The sequence below is a fragment of the Dysgonomonas sp. 37-18 genome, from assembly GCF_001899125.1.
In the GTDB taxonomy this organism is placed as follows: domain Bacteria; phylum Bacteroidota; class Bacteroidia; order Bacteroidales; family Dysgonomonadaceae; genus Dysgonomonas.
In genome coordinates, this window is record NZ_MKVC01000013.1 from 127,490 (window position 1) to 142,218 (window position 14,729).

Genomic DNA, 14,729 nt, shown 5'->3' on the forward strand with positions numbered 1-14,729 from the left:
ATTAAGAAATTAGGTTTAAACCTTGAGAGCAGCATGCAACCCCAATTTGTATGCTGCTTTCTGTTTTAATATTTAGTGTTATGAGAGAAGATTTAATTCTACCTTTAATATCATTGATGTTCAGTGTTGGTGTGTTTATATATCAATTAACACAATGTCCAGAAAATTTAAAGAATAAAATAAAATATCGATTCAATAAATTACTGAAGCGTTCTAAGAAGAGCCACTATTGATATTATTATAGCAATAATTGATATTATTGTAGTTATAGCATACTTCCTGTTCTCTGAAAGCCAACCCGGATAAAAAGGGGTGAATATTCGCCACTTTAAAGCATCCTCTCCTTTCTTTGTTATCTCATAAGACTCATTGATATATTCTTTAAATTCTGATACTTTTATTCTTGATACTTCATTCTTTTCTACAAATCCCCATTCTACACATAACTTTATACCATATCTTATTTCCGGTTGAAAATTTTTATACTTGGCGTCCAATCTTTTCAATCGATATTTTCTAATAAAGTTCTTTTTTTTGTAATATCCCCATAAAATATACTTAAGAAACCTATCAGGGTTATCTATTCGTATTAACTCTTTTCTGTCATAAGAAATTTCCATCCCCCAATTTTAAGTTAAAACACTACGTATTCTTAAATAAAGTTAAACATCATAATATTATGATTTAAATATTTGATAAGTCATAAAACTATGATATATTTGCATTGTAGTTAATCAAATATACAACAAATATAATTAAACATATTAAATACAGTGCAAAAAATGGCTCAACTAAAAAACATACCAGCAAATAGAATTATAGCAGGAAGCAAAGAGTTAGCTAAAATTCTAAGTAAGACAGAACAAACAATTAATAGATGGAAAAACCAAGGTAGATTAAACTATCTACAAGTTGGAAGCGAATATTTCTACGATAGCGAAAATATATTCGACACTACTCGGAATTATAGGGACTCTAAAAGAAAGCAAAACGCTTAAATACAATACAATCATGGGAGCACTAAAAATAGATATACAGGATTTCAAGCCTTGTCTTACAGATGAGTCGATAGACAAGCTAGTGAAGCTTATTATGTCTGATTTGGATATCTACAGTTATGAAGGACGTAGACGAAGATCATTCGAATGCACGAATGGTATTAGAGTAGATATAGAGGCTAATTATAGAGGTTTTGGTTATCGCAGTATACAACTTAAAAACGTATATGTGATGTATAAGGTAGATGATGATTGGAAGTCTATCGAGGAGTACGAAGGAACGATTAACAGTCTACTTTCTGATGCTATCGGGGAACTGAACTATAAGGAAGAGGAAGAATACGAAACTGAAAAGCAATACTCATGAAAAAGAATAGAAAAGAAACACCCGGTTATACATTAACGCTTATCGTAATCCTTCTGCTAGTAATATTCACAAGTCTTTATATAGACTGGTACTTCAACAAGAAGCAGATCGAAAAGGAAAACAGGGAGCTGCAAGAAATGGCAGACTATCACAGATCACAAGGTAGAACAATTAATCTTTACTAAAATGACAGCACTTTTAATAATAGCAATTATCGGACTTGGAGTCACTATGGTAATTGGTGGAATAGTAGTAGGCATAATGAAAGCCTATGAGGTAAACCCGAACGATGAAAATTTCCTAAAGTAATATATCCTTAAAAACTAAAATCCCCTTTCAAGACTTTGAGAACAGCCTTGTTTCCTTCGGGTTTGGCTGTAAAAAGCAAGTTCTTTGGCTTATTTAAACTTCTCTTACTATCCGTGAAAAGATAGCCTATACATTAGATTGTATAGAAAGATGAAGATGTGCAGATTGTAAGGACTGCAGGATAGACAATAACCTACTATGTATAGTATAGTTAACGAATATCGAACAAGAAGAATAATATTTAGCACCATCGAAACATGGTTGACTGAGGTAAAAATCGGAAAGGTTATAGGGTGTGAACAAATATATAAAATAAATCATGCTTTTGCTTGGGGTGTCAGCGATGTATATCAAACCCTGCATGATTAACTAAAAGCTACTTCAACTAACTAATTACATTTTCTAATAATATTAATAAGGTAGCTTTTATCTCGGTGTGCATTTGGTTGCTATCCGAGAGCGATGCTCTGAAAGGAGTGTTTTTTAGAATTTGGTTTATACGAGTAGTGTTGTCTGTGAAGATAGCACTACTTATTTTAAAGAGAGTAAGGAAAATAAATATAACCATTAATAATTACAGATATGAAAAAATTAGATGAAGTAAAAGAGTTGATAAGAAATGCATCTGCAATTAGAAACTTTTTAAATGCTACACTGCAAAAATATAAATCTGATACAAGAATTGATAAACTTGAATACGGGTTTAACCAAGATAAAAGATTTGCTACATGTAATGGTGTTACTATTACATTCGATTCTCTTGTTGGATCTTATGGCAGTTCTAGTTGCTCTACTATTGATGGGATTTTTGTAGATGATGAATATTCATTTGGATCTTATGGCAGTTCTAGTTGCTCTACTATTGTGAATTTATCCTCAGATGTATTCAATAAGCACCTACTGAAATATCTAAACAACAACAAACACACTATTATGCTTGCCATAGCTGATAGTATAGAAAAGGATGCTAAAAGTATTAAAGATGAAGCAGAGAAAGAACTTCAAGCGGAACTCGATAAATTAAAAAAACTCTAACCTACCCCTTATTAACAATAAAAGCAAAGACAATGAATTTAATAGATGCGAAAGTAGTTGATATTCTGAGTAGACCATACGAAAGAGGGGTTTACTGGTGTGTAGATGTCAAGGTAGATAGATACGGTTCTATAACAGAATCGAAGGTTTACTTTAATTCTAAAGAAGAAGCCGAAAAATGTAGTGTCGGGTATACTTATACATGTTAACCAATAAAAGCAAAGACTCTGCATGTAGTAGAGTCTTTCGTATTCGGAGATGGCGGAATGGTAGACGCAGAAAGATCATAGCATTGTTAGAGTGGAAGTCTCTAAGGGTTGGTATGTTTTAGGTAAAGCCGAAAGAGAAGATGATCAAATCATACCGTGCAGGTTCGAGTCCTGCTCTCCGAACTACTTTGCTAAAAGTAAATAGAAATTGATATGTAGGCATTCTGAGTTGTGATAATTCGGGATGCTTTTTAATTGAATAGTAACGATAAAACAAAAGATATGATTGACAATAAATGGACAGATAAAGAAAAGAATCTTCTACTAGGTTATGCACAAGCATCCGATGAAGAAACAATAGACGATCACATTGAATATATCAGATACATGATGTATTTAGAGGGTAACCATCCAGAACTAAATGAAAGAAGTATATCAGCTGTTAAAAATATGTATTACAAACTAACAAATAAAGAGCTCAATAAAGAATGAAAAACCAAGTATTAAGCATAGAACAAATGAAAAGCCTAATTCAATTAGGTATAGACACGAGTAAGGCTAGTATGTGTTGGATAAAGAATACGGACGGCGATGAAACCGAAAACAAGTATATGCTTTCAGTACACAATGAATGGTGCTATGAAATGTCTTGTTTATCTCCTATACCTACGTTCACATTACAGGACATATTATCTATACTTCCTAGAAAAATTCATGATAAAATAACCAATAGAAATGCTCATCTAAATATTGAGTATGCAGAAAACAAAGTTGGCATATCCTATTTAGTTGGTGCATATGTAATGGTTGGTGATTTTAGAACTATTAACGATAATATTATCAATGCTGCGTATAGCATGCTTATTTGGGCAATAGATCATAATTATTTAAAGGCAATCCCACCAGTTGATTGAATATTAACTTAAACAAGATATAGAGATGGAACAAATAAAAGAAGGAAAAGAGAATGCTTTTCCGCATGTAGAATTAGATACATATTCAGGAAAACCATGTAATCAACATTTCGGTCTAACCAAGCGAGAATTATTCGCTGCTATGGCTATGCAAGGAATGTTAGCCGATCCCAATATTGTAAAGTTCGACCTTTGCGCAAAACAAGCTGTGAAATGTGCCGATTTTCTTATAAACGAACTAAATAAAGAGTAGCCATGCCAACAATAAAAATACCCTTCCCTCTACATGAGGGATTAGAAGTGAAGAAAGTAGAACCTATACAATAAAGCCATGAAAGCAAATGTAAAAAGATTTTATACAAGGGCTGGCGAAACGATTAATCGCTATGAACTAAAAATATTTCAGTACAAAGATGTTCCTAAATTCGAGCATGAGCAAGTCCCTATATTCTGTAATAGTGATGAATATCTTGTAATAAAAGGTAAATATAAAGACTTTGAGGTAATACTAGCTAAAAAGCATAAAATATTTTCTGATAACTATGTGGATAATGTCTTAGTCTATAAAAGAGATTGGACTTTCTCAACTTTGGAAAATGGCTTATACATCTCAATGTATACTTTTCGATCAAAGAAGGTTGCTCTTAATAGAATGAAAAAGGAACTTGCTAAATATCTAGCAAAACACTCATGGATGTACAATTTTAATATTGACAGGATATTTGAAGAGCTTTAGCCATGAAACGCATACCACGCAGACGCAAAGGCATACAATACTATTTCTTCAATGGTATAGGTATGCAGCTTACTTATGACATGGGCACCACTAGCGACATCGAAAGATACAAGCTAGGAAACTACTTAGATAACAAAAATGCGAGGTTAGTAGAGCAAGCAATTAAAGAACTATTTAAAGAGTAAGATATGAAAGAACTAATAAATATACAGTCAGCATTAAATGTGCCTAAAAACCAACGAAATGATTTTGGTAAGTATAATTACAGGAGTTGTGAAGATATATTGGAAGCCGTTAAACCTTTGTTGTTAGAAAATAACTGCTTCTTATTTATATCGGATTCAATATCTGAAATAAACGGAAAGGTGTATATAACCGCAAAGGCTACTATAAAAAACTTAGATGGTCAAGAAATAAGCGTCACTGCATCTGCGAGAGAAGAAGAAACTAAAAAAGGCATGGATTCAGCACAAATCACCGGATCAACAAGCTCATACGCTCGAAAATATGCGCTAAACGGTTTATTCTGCATTGATGATGCTAAAGACCCAGACGGCGATAAGCCAGAAAAACAAAAGCCTAAAGAAGAAACATTGAGCGACCAAAGAAAGATACTTTTAGATAAAACAGCCAAAGACAACAAGCTGTTAACTAATATTCTATCTCGCTATTCTATGCCATCAATGGACGACCTAACCGACCAGATGATAGAAGAAACATATAGTGCTATGAAGCAGAAAGGGCTTATAGAATGAAAAGTATGTATATTGGAAGCGGTGATGTTACCGCCCTATTATCTGGTATTCATACAAAAACTCATCAAGACCTTTTGAGAAGATTTGTTTCCGATGAAATACCATTTTATAATGCAGATGCAAGTCCAATTGATGCGCTTAGGACTGGTGCAATATTAGAAAAAAGATTCTATCTAACATTAGATGATCGATATTTGCCTCAGAAAAGAGTAGAAAGTAAAGAATACAATGTTTGTCGTTCAAGTCTTGACTTTTCGAATGTATTTAACAATAATGTTGTTGATTTTATAGAGTTAAAAAGCTGCTTCTTTACAGATTTCTTAGAATTTCAGCCTTTTAAAAATGCTGATTATGATACTTATATAGAATATATCAAAAAGTATTATAAGAATAACTATAATCAAGTTCAATTTCAATTGTTTTGCACCGGGATAGAAGAATCATGGTTGTGCTTTTTAGAGGTAAAATGTTATGATGATAATGTAAACAAAGAAAGAATTATCAAAGAGGATGAATGTATTTATTTTAGAATCAAACGTGACGAAAAAGTCATATCATTAATTAAAGAAAGAGTTAAGCCTTTTCAATATTTAAAAGATTTTTATACTAAATAACTATGTACAGACTAGAAGTAATAGGAAATATCGGACAAGATGCCGAGATAAAGCCAATAAATGGAAAAGATTATTATTCGTTTTCACTTGCTTATACCGAAAAGCGAGCAGGGGCAGATAAGACATATTGGGTTAAGTGCCTTAAGCTAGTAGGTGAAAGTACTAAATTAGGCGAATACCTAAAAAAAGGACAACAAGTATATGTTTTAGGAATGCCATATACAACTTCTTATATAAACAAGGACAATAAATCCGTGTCAGACCAATGTGTTTTCGTAAATAATATTCAGTTGCTAGGAGGCAGAAATCAATCAGGTCAATCAAATAATCAAAGTCAGGAAAAAGACGACGATTTGCCCTTCTGATATGATGGATTTGTATTTATATGTAATGAATAGAGAAAAATGACATGGAGGAGATTTGGAAAGACGTAATAGGGTATGAAGGATTGTATCAGGTGTCTAATATAGGTAGAGTGAAGAGTCTCGAAAGAAGATCGTATCCAAATAATGGAAAAAGTTATTTTATAAAGAATAGAATCTTAAAAGAGATTATAAATAAGGTCGGGTATAGCGTTGTATGTCTAAGAAAGGATGGATCAGGTAAGTTTCTTCTTGTACACAGATTGGTTGTAGAATCTTTTATATCGCCTATAAACGAACTTGAAGTAGACCATATCAATACTATAAGAAAAGACAATAGAGTTTCAAACCTAAGGCTTGTAACCCATTTAGAAAACTGTCATAACTCAATTACTAGGAAAAGTGTCCTAAAGGCAAACAATAATAAATCTAAACCTGTAGCCCAAATAGAAAAACTAACTGGTAAATTAATAAATAAATTCATATCAGTTAGAGAAGCTAGTAGACAAACGGGTATTCATCAGTATTGTATAACAAATACATGCCGAGGTAATCAACTTTACTCCGGTGGATATAGATGGAAATATATATAATGAAACTATTATTATTGAATACAAGTGAAGGCTTGAAGCCCTGCTATGATGAAGATTACGAAGAAAAAAAGAAACTAAGATCAGGAAAGGTATATCAAGCTGAAATAAAGTTAGCCAGAAACGTAGAGTTTCATAGGAAATATTTTAAACTTATAAACCTAAGTTGGGAATATCAAAATGAAAATAGACAAAAGCATTTTAAAAATAACGTTAATGCTTTTCGAAAATCCGTTGAGATGTCAGCAGGACACTGCGATACTATTTACTCTATCCCTCGTAATGAATGGATAGAAACGCCAAAATCTATATCGTTCGACAAGATGGACGAAATAGAATTTCAAGACCTCTATGACAGAGTAAAAGATGTTCTATTCAATGTCTTTCTGAAAAAGGTAAGCGAAGATGAATTTATGAAAAACCTAGTAAATTTTTAATACAATGAAACAAAAAATAAAGAAACTATTAGAAGTATTATCCTTGCTTATATTAAATAAGATAGGATATGACTTCAACCATTGCGAGTTTAACAACTACAACTCTAATAAATATTTCAGAGATACGGAAATTAAGCCTATGCCTATTGAAAAATACGTAGACTACCTAAAACCAGGATTTGATATTGATTATGAGAAAAAAGAATTTGTAAAGCATATCAAGCGTGAAGTATTGAAACAAATTGATATTTCTGACATATTTATATCGGATTCACGCAAAAAGAAGCTAAAATATAGGTTCCTATTTGTAATGTTCAAGATAAATAATAGTAAATAAACAGACAAAGGCAATGGCTATAAAACAAATAAGCAAGAAACAAGCTCAAAGAAACAGGGCGGTAGCGAAGATTAAATCAGAGTTGCCGCCTTTTTGTTTCATATGCCATAGACACACGGTGATAGATGCAGCTCATTTACTACCTAAAAGCATTTATCCCGAACATTATACGAATCCTTTAAATATAGTCGGTCTGTGTCGTGACTGTCATAACAGCTATGACAATGACTTACTATTCCGTCAACAACAAGACGATGTATTTAAAAGGATATGCGAGTTTGACGAACGGTCAGCTATAAGATATTTTCAATTATGAAATACAGAAATATAAAATCTGGAAAGTACGATTCTGAAAAAGAAAAGCACAGAGCCGATTTATTAAAGTTGCTCGAAAAGCAAGGCGAAATATCCAACTTGAAAGAACAGGTCAAATTTGAGCTGATACCCTCTCAGAAAATAGATGGTAAATTAATTGAAAGAGCTTGCTCTTACATCGCTGATTTTACCTACTGTGATGTTCATGGGAATTTCATAGTAGAAGATACAAAAGGCTTTAAAACAAAAGACTACATCATCAAAAGGAAGCTGATGTTATCGGTTCACGGGATCAAAATAAAAGAAGTATAAAATATTATAAACTTAAAATTAAAGAGTATGCAAAATTGGTTTCAGGTTAAAGCAACCTATGAAAAAATGCTTGAAAATGGAACACAAAAGAAAGTGACAGAATCATTTTTATTGGATAGCCTTTCTTTTACGGAAGCCGAATCAAGGGCGGTAGAAGAGTTGAAACCGTATATCAGTGGTGAGTTTACTATTGCCGATATAAAGAGAGCTAGACTATCCGAACTATTCTTTAATGACAACGGCGATAGATATTTCAAAGCTAAAGTCTGCTTTATCACTTTGGACGAGAAAAGCGGTACAGAAAAGAAAACATCCGTTCAAATGCTCGCTCAGGCTTCAAGCTTAAGAGAGGCTTTGCAAGTCGTAAACAAAGGTATGGACGGAACTCTAGCGGACTATTTCATCGCCTCTCTATCAGAAACAGCCATTATGGATGTATTTCCGTATTCAGAAGAACAGAAAAAGAAAATTCAACTGTAAGCAACTATGGAAACAATTATTAAATCAGCATCCGTAAAAGTGATGCTAAGCTACGACTATTCTCACTTCGAGGCTTCAATGTCGGTTGAAAATGAAAGCGGTCTAACAATGTCAGATATCGACGATGCTCGTAAAAAGTGCCAACGGTTAGCCGATAAAGCAGTAGGACAATACAAGAAAGCCAAGCAGATGGCTTCTAATCGTTCAGACGGTGAATATCAGATGCGAAACTTCCAAGAACAATGCGAACGTATCAAAGCTAAAGACGAACAAGATCGTACCATTAAAGAAATTGCGATGCTAAAACAATATGAAGATGAAAACTGGCAAGCGAATTTCATGTATGAATACAATTATGACGATGACGACGATTACAGACTGTGAATAATCCCTATATGGGTGGTATTGTTTCGGGTTCGACTCCCGAACAGTTACGAAAATAAGTATTAACCAATCCGGGCCCGGTTAAACTTTAATTAAAATGGAAACTAAAAATAAAGAGTATATAGAGTTTATTGAACGGAAAAAAAAGCGACCTAAAGAATGGGGTTTTTCGGTTGACGAATCGAAATTAAATCCGCTAATGTTCGAATTTCAAAGGTATTGTGTTAAGCGAGCTGTAGAAGTAGGTAGGTTTGCATTATTCGAAGATTGCGGACTTGGAAAGACTTTTCAACAATTAGAGTGGTGCAAGCAAATAAACGAAAAAGAACAAAGACCAGTAATTATACTTACGCCTCTAGCAGTATCAGGGCAAACGATTAAAGAAGCTGAAAAGTTTGGTTATTCAATAGAACGGCTAAAAGATGATGTTAATCTAAAAAATAAAATATACATCATCAATTACGATCAGATTGAAAACATAGATGCCGCTTTATTTTGTGGAGTAGCTTTAGATGAAAGTTCGATTCTTAAAAACTTTGAAGGCAAAATGAGAAATCAGCTCATAGATAGATTCCAAAACACACCTTATAAAAGTTGTTGGACGGCTACGCCATCTCCAAATGATCCGATGGAGTTAGGTAATCATTCAGAATTCCTAGGAGTTATGACACGAAGCGAAATGCTATCTATGTATTTCGTGCATGACGGAGGTGACACTGCAAAATGGAGAATAAAAGGTCATGCGGAAAAGGACTTCTGGCGGTGGGTGTCTACATGGGCAATAATGATAAGCAAGCCATCTGACATTGGATTTGACGATACAGGATATATTCTCCCAGAACTTAATATGATAGAAACAATCATAGAAACGCATAAGCGTGACAATGGTATGTTATTCAATGATATTGCAGTCAATGCTACCAACTTTAATAAAGAGCTTAAATTAACCCTTGTTGATAGGCTTGATAGTGTAGCTGATATAGTAAATAATTCAACGGATAATTTTATTATCTGGATTAAACAGGATGCTGAAGGGGAATACTTAAGAAAATTAATTCCTGATGCTATCGAAGTAAAAGGAAGCGATAAACCGGAGCTGAAAGAAAGCAGATTATTAGGGTTTGCAAATAATGAATTTAGAGTGCTGATAACCAAAGCAAAGATTGCTCAATATGGTTTGAATTATCAAAACTGCCATAATCAGATATTCGCTTCTCTAGATTTCTCATTTGAATCGGTCTATCAGGCTATACGCAGATCATTAAGATTCGGTCAACAACACATGGTAAATATCTATATAGTAACAACCGATACTATGCAGAATGTATTAGCCAACATAAAAGATAAGCAAGATAAATTTTACGAAATGCAAAAACACATGGTAGATGCAATGCGCAGCGTATTTACTGTTAAGAAAAAAAAGGAATCGCAAGAAGTTGATTTTGAATTACCAAAATTTTTAAAAGCCTCATAATTATGATACGAAATAAATTTATAACAGATGAGTTTGCATTATATCATGGTGATTGCGTGGAAGTAACCCCTCTGATACCCAGTGAATCTATCGGCCTATCAATATTTTCTCCACCTTTTGCAGAACTATATACATATTCTGATGAAGTTGCAGATATGGGAAACTCTAAAGACTATAACGAGTTTCTTTTTGCTTTCTCTTTTCTTGTGAAAGAGTTATTCCGGATAACTATGCAAGGTAGAAATGTATGTGTTCACTGTATGGATTTGCCTATACAGAAAGGTAAAGAAGGGTTTATAGGATTAAGGGACTTCTCAAATATGATAAGAGAATCTTTCGAAAGAGAAGGGTTTATTTATCATTCACGGATAACAATATGGAAAGATCCGGTTGTAGAGATGCAGCGTACTAAAGCTCTTGGGCTACTCCATAAGCAAGTTAAGAAAGATAGTACAATGAGCCGTGTAGGTCTTCCGGATTATGTATTAGTTTTCCGTAAAGATGGAGAAAGAAATAATCCAGTTCATTGTGATATTAATGTTGATACTTGGCAAAAATATGCTTCTCCAGTGTGGGATGATATAAACTACTCGAACACTCTAAATTTAAAGGGTAGCCGTGATGAAAAAGATGAAAAACATATATGTCCTTTGCAGTTAGATACTATTGATAGGTTATTAACATTGTATTCAAACGAAGGTGATACGGTGCTTACTCCTTTCCTTGGAATTGGTTCTGAAGTATATCAGTCTGTATTGCGTAATAGAAAAGCTATCGGAATAGAACTAAAGGAAAGCTACTATAATGCAGCTGTACGAAATTGTAATAATGCTTTAGAATCAAAGAAACAATTATCAATGTTCACATGAAACAAAACAAGCAGCAACTAGAACAAAAGATAGAGGAGGTACTAAGTTATCTCCTTTGTCATAATATGGCAGATATGGACGGTAGAGAGTTTAGTTTAATAGCTCGAAACTTTCACTCTTTATGTATGCGATCTGAGAACTTCGGAATAAAATCTTATGGGCGTGGCTCCCATTTGGATAGTATAAGACCTTTAAGATAAAATTACATATTATGAATATACGTGACATGACAATAGATCAGCTTAAAGAATGAATTATTCGGTGCAAAGATCGTTTAGCATGGAATAATTACGGATTAATGAAAACAAAAGAAAGAGTTATTGCAGCTAAAAAGGAATATGAGCATGAGCTTGAAAATAGAGGTGTAAAACAATTAGATTTTTAATAATATGGCACAGCTAGGATTTACATTTTATCCTAAAGATTGGTGGACGAGTGATTCGTTCTATGCTTTGAATCCGTTCGAAAGATACATTTACCTTGAATTGTTATTCATGATGTATGACAATGAGGGAAGTATAAAAAACGATAAGATTAAAGTTGAGCGTCGCTTAAGTACCACAATAAAGGATGATGTATGGTCAAAGATTACCGATTTAATGGTCAAAGATGGTGACCAATTGACCCATAATAGTGTCAACAAAAGACTATCAAGAGCTATATCAAGTAGAGAGAATGGAAAGAAAGGAGGGCGACCTAAAAAAGAAATCGAAAAACCTACAAAACCTAAATTAGAAACCCAGAAAAACCCACCTTTAGAAATAGAAAGAGAAATAGAAAATAAAGAAAAAGAAATAAATAAAGAAAAAGTTTTTTTATTAAACGGAGAAGAAAAAATAATTTCTCAATACTTGATGCCATTCTTAATTGAAATGCTAGATGATGATATAACCATTGAGCGTATTTGTATGAATCATCGTTTAACGCCTGATATACTAAAAGATCATATAAAGCAATTTTTTGTTCTACGGTCTAACGAGAATAATAAAGAAATACAGGTATTAAATGATGCTCAATCATATTTCTACAGATGGTTAAAATGCGAACTTGAAAAAAAGAAAAAAGATGAACAACCGAAAGAAACAGGACCAACATCAAGATATAAACTCGTTAGGTAAAATACAACCGCAAGCATTAGAACTTGAAGAAGCAGTATTAGGAGCTTTATTACTTGAGAAAACAGCTTATCAGGCAATTGATAATATTATTTCAGAAGAAGATTTCTATTCAGATATCCATAAATCTATATTCTCTTCGATTCTAAAGTTGATTAGCAAAAGAGAGCCAGTAGATATGCTTACGGTTGTTCAGCAATTAAAAAAAGATGGAGAACTTGAATCCGTAGGCGGTCCATTATATATTTCTCAACTTACGGACAGAGTAGGATCTGCTTCTCATATTGAATATCATGCTAGGATTATAGCACAAAAGGCTATCAGTAGAAGAATAATACAAGCTGCAACAGATATTCAGCGTATGGCTTATGATGAAACACAAGATGTTGCAGAGACATTAGAATATTTTGAAAAGTCTTTATCTGCGGTACAGCCTAAAAACTCGAATACGCAGTCTTTAATTATGTCAGAGGCTTTGAGTTTGACTTTAGATGCAGCAAACGAACGTCAATCACAATTAAACCGTGGTGAAATTTCATGTATACCTACAAATATTGAGTCTCTTACAAGGTCCTTAGATGGTGGATGGAGAAAGCCTGATCTTATAATCATAGGAGCGCGCCCAAGTATGGGGAAAACACAAATGGCTCTTTCTTTTGCTAAATCTGCTGCAGAAAGTGGTAGTACGGTTGGTTTATTCTCAATTGAGATGAATACAGAACAGTTAGTCAATAGATACTTACTTGAAGATGAAAGAATAGATACTCGGAATTTGCTTACAGGGCAATTGTCAAATCAAGAGTGGGAAGCTATTGACGAACAGTCAGGAAAGTTATATAATCTACCTATTCACATATTAGACCATCATTCTATACGGTATCTGAATAATATAAAATCAGAAGCTCGCAGGCTAAAAAGAAAGAATGACTTAAAGTTACTGATAGTAGACTACTTGGGGCTTATACGTACAAATATGAAATTCGAGCGTAGACAACTTGAAATAGCTTATATCACCAGTGAGCTTAAGAGTTTGGCGAAAGAACTCGGTATTCCTATTATTGTTCTGTCTCAATTAAGTAGACCTGAAAAAGGCGGTAAAGTAAGAGTCCCACGATTAGAGGACCTAAGAGAGTCCGGAGATATAGAACAAGATGCAGATATGGTATTATTCATTCATAAACCGGATTATTATGATCCTGATTTAACTGAATGGTCCAACATGGGGATGATCGTTATTTCAAAGTATCGTAATGGAGAAAGAAATAAGGTTGTGCAGTTCGCTCATGATAGTAGATATAAAAAGATATTCGAACCAACAGGACCTACACCAACAATCGATAACGTACCCTTCTAGCAGCTTTCGAGTTGCTTTTTTAATTAACAACTAACAATATTTTAAAGCTATGAAAGAGATAAACATAGACGGTATAACATATGTGCCGAAAGATTCTGTTTCGCCGAGTGTGGATGAGTCAGTTAAAACTCACTCAACATACATAGAAACTACACCTGAAAACTTCTATCAAATTAGATGGCTTGACAAGTATATGGTAAAGCATAAAGGCTTTATTGCTGGAGGCTGCTTTAAGAATATCCTGTCAGGAGAAAGAGTGAAAGATATTGATGTGTTCTTTGAAAATGAAGTAGATTTCCTTGAAGCAGTTGATCTATTCAATAGTGATGACCTTGTTAAAGAAGGATGGAAGTTTAAATACCGAAATGAGAAAGTCTGTGCATTTCAAAAAGAGGGCGAAAAGACTTGGATTGAGCTTATCCAGTCCGAATTTGGAACACCCGAAGAAATATTAAGAAGTTTCGACTTTACAGTCGCTAAAATGGCGTATTTCAAAAAGGAGGTTGAATCGGAAGGTCGAAGTAAGGTAGAGTATACCATACTACACCATCCAAATTTCTTTGAACACTTACATATGAAGAGATTAGTCATTGACGAAAATATTCCATTTCCTATTAGCACATGGGAGCGGACATATAGATACGCTAAGTATGGATATAAGATGTGTAGAGAAACTAAGAAGAAATTATTAGATGCAATAAGAAACACCACTCCGTCAGAAAATGATCTTTCAATGTACAATGTCGGTGGCTGGGATTAATAC

27 protein-coding genes and 1 tRNA gene are annotated in these 14,729 nt (G+C 33.6%); 27 read left to right on the forward strand and 1 reads right to left on the reverse strand.

Going from position 1 to position 14,729, the window contains the following annotated elements; all coding sequences use genetic code 11:
- Positions 1-200 precede the first annotated feature (200 nt).
- The gene (locus BGO84_RS05210) at positions 201-620 is read right to left on the reverse strand and encodes a hypothetical protein (protein ID WP_291028133.1); all 420 of its coding nucleotides are present in this window, start codon (positions 618-620) and stop codon (positions 201-203) included.
- A 292-nt stretch (positions 621-912) separates the two neighbouring features.
- On the opposite strand from BGO84_RS05210, the gene BGO84_RS05215 reads away from it, so the two are divergent.
- The 27 genes from BGO84_RS05215 (at position 913) to BGO84_RS05345 (ending at position 14,726) form a co-directional block, all read left to right on the forward strand.
- A complete protein-coding gene (locus tag BGO84_RS05215) occupies positions 913-1,365 on the forward strand; it encodes a hypothetical protein (RefSeq protein ID WP_291028135.1) in 453 nt (150 codons plus the stop codon).
- The gene (locus BGO84_RS05220) at positions 1,362-1,550 is read left to right on the forward strand and encodes a hypothetical protein (RefSeq protein WP_291028137.1); all 189 of its coding nucleotides are present in this window, start codon (positions 1,362-1,364) and stop codon (positions 1,548-1,550) included. The genes BGO84_RS05215 and BGO84_RS05220 overlap by 4 nt, the downstream gene beginning before the upstream one ends.
- A 1-nt stretch (position 1,551) precedes the next feature.
- On the forward strand, positions 1,552-1,674 hold the full coding sequence (locus tag BGO84_RS05225; RefSeq protein WP_291028139.1) for a hypothetical protein: 123 nt from the start codon (positions 1,552-1,554) through the stop codon (positions 1,672-1,674).
- Positions 1,675-1,872: 198 nt separating this feature from the next.
- A complete protein-coding gene (locus tag BGO84_RS05230; RefSeq protein WP_291028141.1) occupies positions 1,873-2,043 on the forward strand; it encodes a hypothetical protein in 171 nt (56 codons plus the stop codon).
- Positions 2,044-2,256: 213 nt separating this feature from the next.
- On the forward strand, positions 2,257-2,709 hold the full coding sequence (locus BGO84_RS05235) for a hypothetical protein (RefSeq protein ID WP_291028143.1): 453 nt from the start codon (positions 2,257-2,259) through the stop codon (positions 2,707-2,709).
- Between the two features lie 32 nt (positions 2,710-2,741).
- Positions 2,742-2,918: a hypothetical protein gene (locus BGO84_RS05240; protein WP_291028145.1), complete on the forward strand. Its 177-nt coding sequence runs from the start codon at positions 2,742-2,744 to the stop codon at positions 2,916-2,918.
- Between the two features lie 43 nt (positions 2,919-2,961).
- Positions 2,962-3,101 (forward strand) — tRNA-OTHER (locus tag BGO84_RS05245).
- Between the two features lie 99 nt (positions 3,102-3,200).
- Positions 3,201-3,410: a hypothetical protein gene (locus tag BGO84_RS05250; protein ID WP_291028147.1), complete on the forward strand. Its 210-nt coding sequence runs from the start codon at positions 3,201-3,203 to the stop codon at positions 3,408-3,410.
- A gap of 26 nt (positions 3,411-3,436) precedes the next feature.
- On the forward strand, positions 3,437-3,832 hold the full coding sequence (locus BGO84_RS05255) for a hypothetical protein (protein ID WP_291028149.1): 396 nt from the start codon (positions 3,437-3,439) through the stop codon (positions 3,830-3,832).
- Between the two features lie 25 nt (positions 3,833-3,857).
- A complete protein-coding gene (locus tag BGO84_RS05260) occupies positions 3,858-4,085 on the forward strand; it encodes a hypothetical protein (RefSeq protein WP_291028151.1) in 228 nt (75 codons plus the stop codon).
- Positions 4,086-4,163: 78 nt separating this feature from the next.
- Entirely contained in the window at positions 4,164-4,568 is a 405-nt protein-coding gene (locus BGO84_RS05265; RefSeq protein WP_291028153.1) for a hypothetical protein, read from the forward strand.
- A gap of 2 nt (positions 4,569-4,570) precedes the next feature.
- Positions 4,571-4,753, forward strand: a complete 183-nt coding sequence (locus BGO84_RS05270) for a hypothetical protein (RefSeq protein ID WP_291028155.1) — start codon at positions 4,571-4,573, stop codon at positions 4,751-4,753.
- 3 nt (positions 4,754-4,756) lie between these two features.
- Positions 4,757-5,323 (forward strand): ERF family protein, encoded by a 567-nt coding sequence (locus BGO84_RS05275; protein ID WP_291028157.1) that lies wholly within the window; start codon positions 4,757-4,759, stop codon positions 5,321-5,323.
- Positions 5,320-5,937 (forward strand): hypothetical protein, encoded by a 618-nt coding sequence (locus tag BGO84_RS05280; RefSeq protein ID WP_291028159.1) that lies wholly within the window; start codon positions 5,320-5,322, stop codon positions 5,935-5,937. Before BGO84_RS05275 ends, BGO84_RS05280 begins: the two co-directional genes overlap by 4 nt.
- A 2-nt stretch (positions 5,938-5,939) precedes the next feature.
- Positions 5,940-6,302 (forward strand): single-stranded DNA-binding protein, encoded by a 363-nt coding sequence (locus BGO84_RS05285; protein WP_291028161.1) that lies wholly within the window; start codon positions 5,940-5,942, stop codon positions 6,300-6,302.
- A 44-nt stretch (positions 6,303-6,346) separates the two neighbouring features.
- Positions 6,347-6,892 carry an NUMOD4 domain-containing protein gene (locus tag BGO84_RS05290; RefSeq protein ID WP_291028163.1) on the forward strand — a complete coding sequence of 182 codons (546 nt, stop codon included), beginning with the start codon at positions 6,347-6,349 and terminating at the stop codon, positions 6,890-6,892.
- The gene (locus BGO84_RS05295; protein ID WP_291028165.1) at positions 6,892-7,326 is read left to right on the forward strand and encodes a DUF1367 family protein; all 435 of its coding nucleotides are present in this window, start codon (positions 6,892-6,894) and stop codon (positions 7,324-7,326) included. The genes BGO84_RS05290 and BGO84_RS05295 overlap by 1 nt, the downstream gene beginning before the upstream one ends.
- A 4-nt stretch (positions 7,327-7,330) precedes the next feature.
- Positions 7,331-7,663 (forward strand): hypothetical protein, encoded by a 333-nt coding sequence (locus BGO84_RS05300; protein WP_291028167.1) that lies wholly within the window; start codon positions 7,331-7,333, stop codon positions 7,661-7,663.
- Positions 7,664-7,676: 13 nt separating this feature from the next.
- Complete coding sequence (locus BGO84_RS05305; protein ID WP_291028169.1) at positions 7,677-7,979, forward strand: hypothetical protein; 303 nt, start codon at positions 7,677-7,679, stop codon at positions 7,977-7,979.
- Entirely contained in the window at positions 7,976-8,290 is a 315-nt protein-coding gene (locus tag BGO84_RS05310) for a DUF1064 domain-containing protein (RefSeq protein WP_366246692.1), read from the forward strand. The genes BGO84_RS05305 and BGO84_RS05310 overlap by 4 nt, the downstream gene beginning before the upstream one ends.
- A gap of 27 nt (positions 8,291-8,317) precedes the next feature.
- Complete coding sequence (locus BGO84_RS05315; protein ID WP_291028171.1) at positions 8,318-8,770, forward strand: DUF4494 domain-containing protein; 453 nt, start codon at positions 8,318-8,320, stop codon at positions 8,768-8,770.
- Positions 8,771-8,776: 6 nt separating this feature from the next.
- A complete protein-coding gene (locus BGO84_RS05320) occupies positions 8,777-9,154 on the forward strand; it encodes a hypothetical protein (protein WP_291028172.1) in 378 nt (125 codons plus the stop codon).
- Positions 9,155-9,251: 97 nt separating this feature from the next.
- Positions 9,252-10,628, forward strand: a complete 1,377-nt coding sequence (locus BGO84_RS05325; RefSeq protein ID WP_291028174.1) for a DEAD/DEAH box helicase — start codon at positions 9,252-9,254, stop codon at positions 10,626-10,628.
- A gap of 2 nt (positions 10,629-10,630) precedes the next feature.
- Positions 10,631-11,497: a DNA methyltransferase gene (locus BGO84_RS05330; RefSeq protein ID WP_291028176.1), complete on the forward strand. Its 867-nt coding sequence runs from the start codon at positions 10,631-10,633 to the stop codon at positions 11,495-11,497.
- A 389-nt stretch (positions 11,498-11,886) separates the two neighbouring features.
- The gene (locus BGO84_RS05335; RefSeq protein ID WP_291028177.1) at positions 11,887-12,615 is read left to right on the forward strand and encodes a hypothetical protein; all 729 of its coding nucleotides are present in this window, start codon (positions 11,887-11,889) and stop codon (positions 12,613-12,615) included.
- On the forward strand, positions 12,563-13,966 hold the full coding sequence (gene dnaB, locus BGO84_RS05340; protein WP_291028179.1) for a replicative DNA helicase: 1,404 nt from the start codon (positions 12,563-12,565) through the stop codon (positions 13,964-13,966). The genes BGO84_RS05335 and dnaB overlap by 53 nt, the downstream gene beginning before the upstream one ends.
- 49 nt (positions 13,967-14,015) lie before the next feature.
- The gene (locus BGO84_RS05345) at positions 14,016-14,726 is read left to right on the forward strand and encodes a hypothetical protein (RefSeq protein ID WP_291028181.1); all 711 of its coding nucleotides are present in this window, start codon (positions 14,016-14,018) and stop codon (positions 14,724-14,726) included.
- Positions 14,727-14,729 lie beyond the last annotated feature (3 nt).

What these genes read in the sequence shown, in the direction of transcription:
- BGO84_RS05210 (WP_291028133.1), bottom strand. Translation starts at nt 620, where the DNA reads ATGGAAATTTCTTATGACAGAAAAGAGTTAATACGAATAGATAACCCT.
- BGO84_RS05220 (WP_291028137.1), top strand. Translation starts at nt 1,362, where the DNA reads ATGAAAAAGAATAGAAAAGAAACACCCGGTTATACATTAACGCTTATC.
- BGO84_RS05225 (WP_291028139.1), top strand. Translation starts at nt 1,552, where the DNA reads ATGACAGCACTTTTAATAATAGCAATTATCGGACTTGGAGTCACTATG.
- BGO84_RS05230 (WP_291028141.1), top strand. Translation starts at nt 1,873, where the DNA reads ATGTATAGTATAGTTAACGAATATCGAACAAGAAGAATAATATTTAGC.
- BGO84_RS05235 (WP_291028143.1), top strand. Translation starts at nt 2,257, where the DNA reads ATGAAAAAATTAGATGAAGTAAAAGAGTTGATAAGAAATGCATCTGCA.
- BGO84_RS05240 (WP_291028145.1), top strand. Translation starts at nt 2,742, where the DNA reads ATGAATTTAATAGATGCGAAAGTAGTTGATATTCTGAGTAGACCATAC.
- BGO84_RS05250 (WP_291028147.1), top strand. Translation starts at nt 3,201, where the DNA reads ATGATTGACAATAAATGGACAGATAAAGAAAAGAATCTTCTACTAGGT.
- BGO84_RS05255 (WP_291028149.1), top strand. Translation starts at nt 3,437, where the DNA reads ATGAAAAGCCTAATTCAATTAGGTATAGACACGAGTAAGGCTAGTATG.
- BGO84_RS05260 (WP_291028151.1), top strand. Translation starts at nt 3,858, where the DNA reads ATGGAACAAATAAAAGAAGGAAAAGAGAATGCTTTTCCGCATGTAGAA.
- BGO84_RS05265 (WP_291028153.1), top strand. Translation starts at nt 4,164, where the DNA reads ATGAAAGCAAATGTAAAAAGATTTTATACAAGGGCTGGCGAAACGATT.
- BGO84_RS05270 (WP_291028155.1), top strand. Translation starts at nt 4,571, where the DNA reads ATGAAACGCATACCACGCAGACGCAAAGGCATACAATACTATTTCTTC.
- BGO84_RS05275 (WP_291028157.1), top strand. Translation starts at nt 4,757, where the DNA reads ATGAAAGAACTAATAAATATACAGTCAGCATTAAATGTGCCTAAAAAC.
- BGO84_RS05280 (WP_291028159.1), top strand. Translation starts at nt 5,320, where the DNA reads ATGAAAAGTATGTATATTGGAAGCGGTGATGTTACCGCCCTATTATCT.
- BGO84_RS05285 (WP_291028161.1), top strand. Translation starts at nt 5,940, where the DNA reads ATGTACAGACTAGAAGTAATAGGAAATATCGGACAAGATGCCGAGATA.
- BGO84_RS05290 (WP_291028163.1), top strand. Translation starts at nt 6,347, where the DNA reads ATGGAGGAGATTTGGAAAGACGTAATAGGGTATGAAGGATTGTATCAG.
- BGO84_RS05295 (WP_291028165.1), top strand. Translation starts at nt 6,892, where the DNA reads ATGAAACTATTATTATTGAATACAAGTGAAGGCTTGAAGCCCTGCTAT.
- BGO84_RS05300 (WP_291028167.1), top strand. Translation starts at nt 7,331, where the DNA reads ATGAAACAAAAAATAAAGAAACTATTAGAAGTATTATCCTTGCTTATA.
- BGO84_RS05305 (WP_291028169.1), top strand. Translation starts at nt 7,677, where the DNA reads ATGGCTATAAAACAAATAAGCAAGAAACAAGCTCAAAGAAACAGGGCG.
- BGO84_RS05310 (WP_366246692.1), top strand. Translation starts at nt 7,976, where the DNA reads ATGAAATACAGAAATATAAAATCTGGAAAGTACGATTCTGAAAAAGAA.
- BGO84_RS05315 (WP_291028171.1), top strand. Translation starts at nt 8,318, where the DNA reads ATGCAAAATTGGTTTCAGGTTAAAGCAACCTATGAAAAAATGCTTGAA.
- BGO84_RS05320 (WP_291028172.1), top strand. Translation starts at nt 8,777, where the DNA reads ATGGAAACAATTATTAAATCAGCATCCGTAAAAGTGATGCTAAGCTAC.
- BGO84_RS05325 (WP_291028174.1), top strand. Translation starts at nt 9,252, where the DNA reads ATGGAAACTAAAAATAAAGAGTATATAGAGTTTATTGAACGGAAAAAA.
- BGO84_RS05330 (WP_291028176.1), top strand. Translation starts at nt 10,631, where the DNA reads ATGATACGAAATAAATTTATAACAGATGAGTTTGCATTATATCATGGT.
- BGO84_RS05335 (WP_291028177.1), top strand. Translation starts at nt 11,887, where the DNA reads ATGGCACAGCTAGGATTTACATTTTATCCTAAAGATTGGTGGACGAGT.
- dnaB (WP_291028179.1), top strand. Translation starts at nt 12,563, where the DNA reads ATGAACAACCGAAAGAAACAGGACCAACATCAAGATATAAACTCGTTA.
- BGO84_RS05345 (WP_291028181.1), top strand. Translation starts at nt 14,016, where the DNA reads ATGAAAGAGATAAACATAGACGGTATAACATATGTGCCGAAAGATTCT.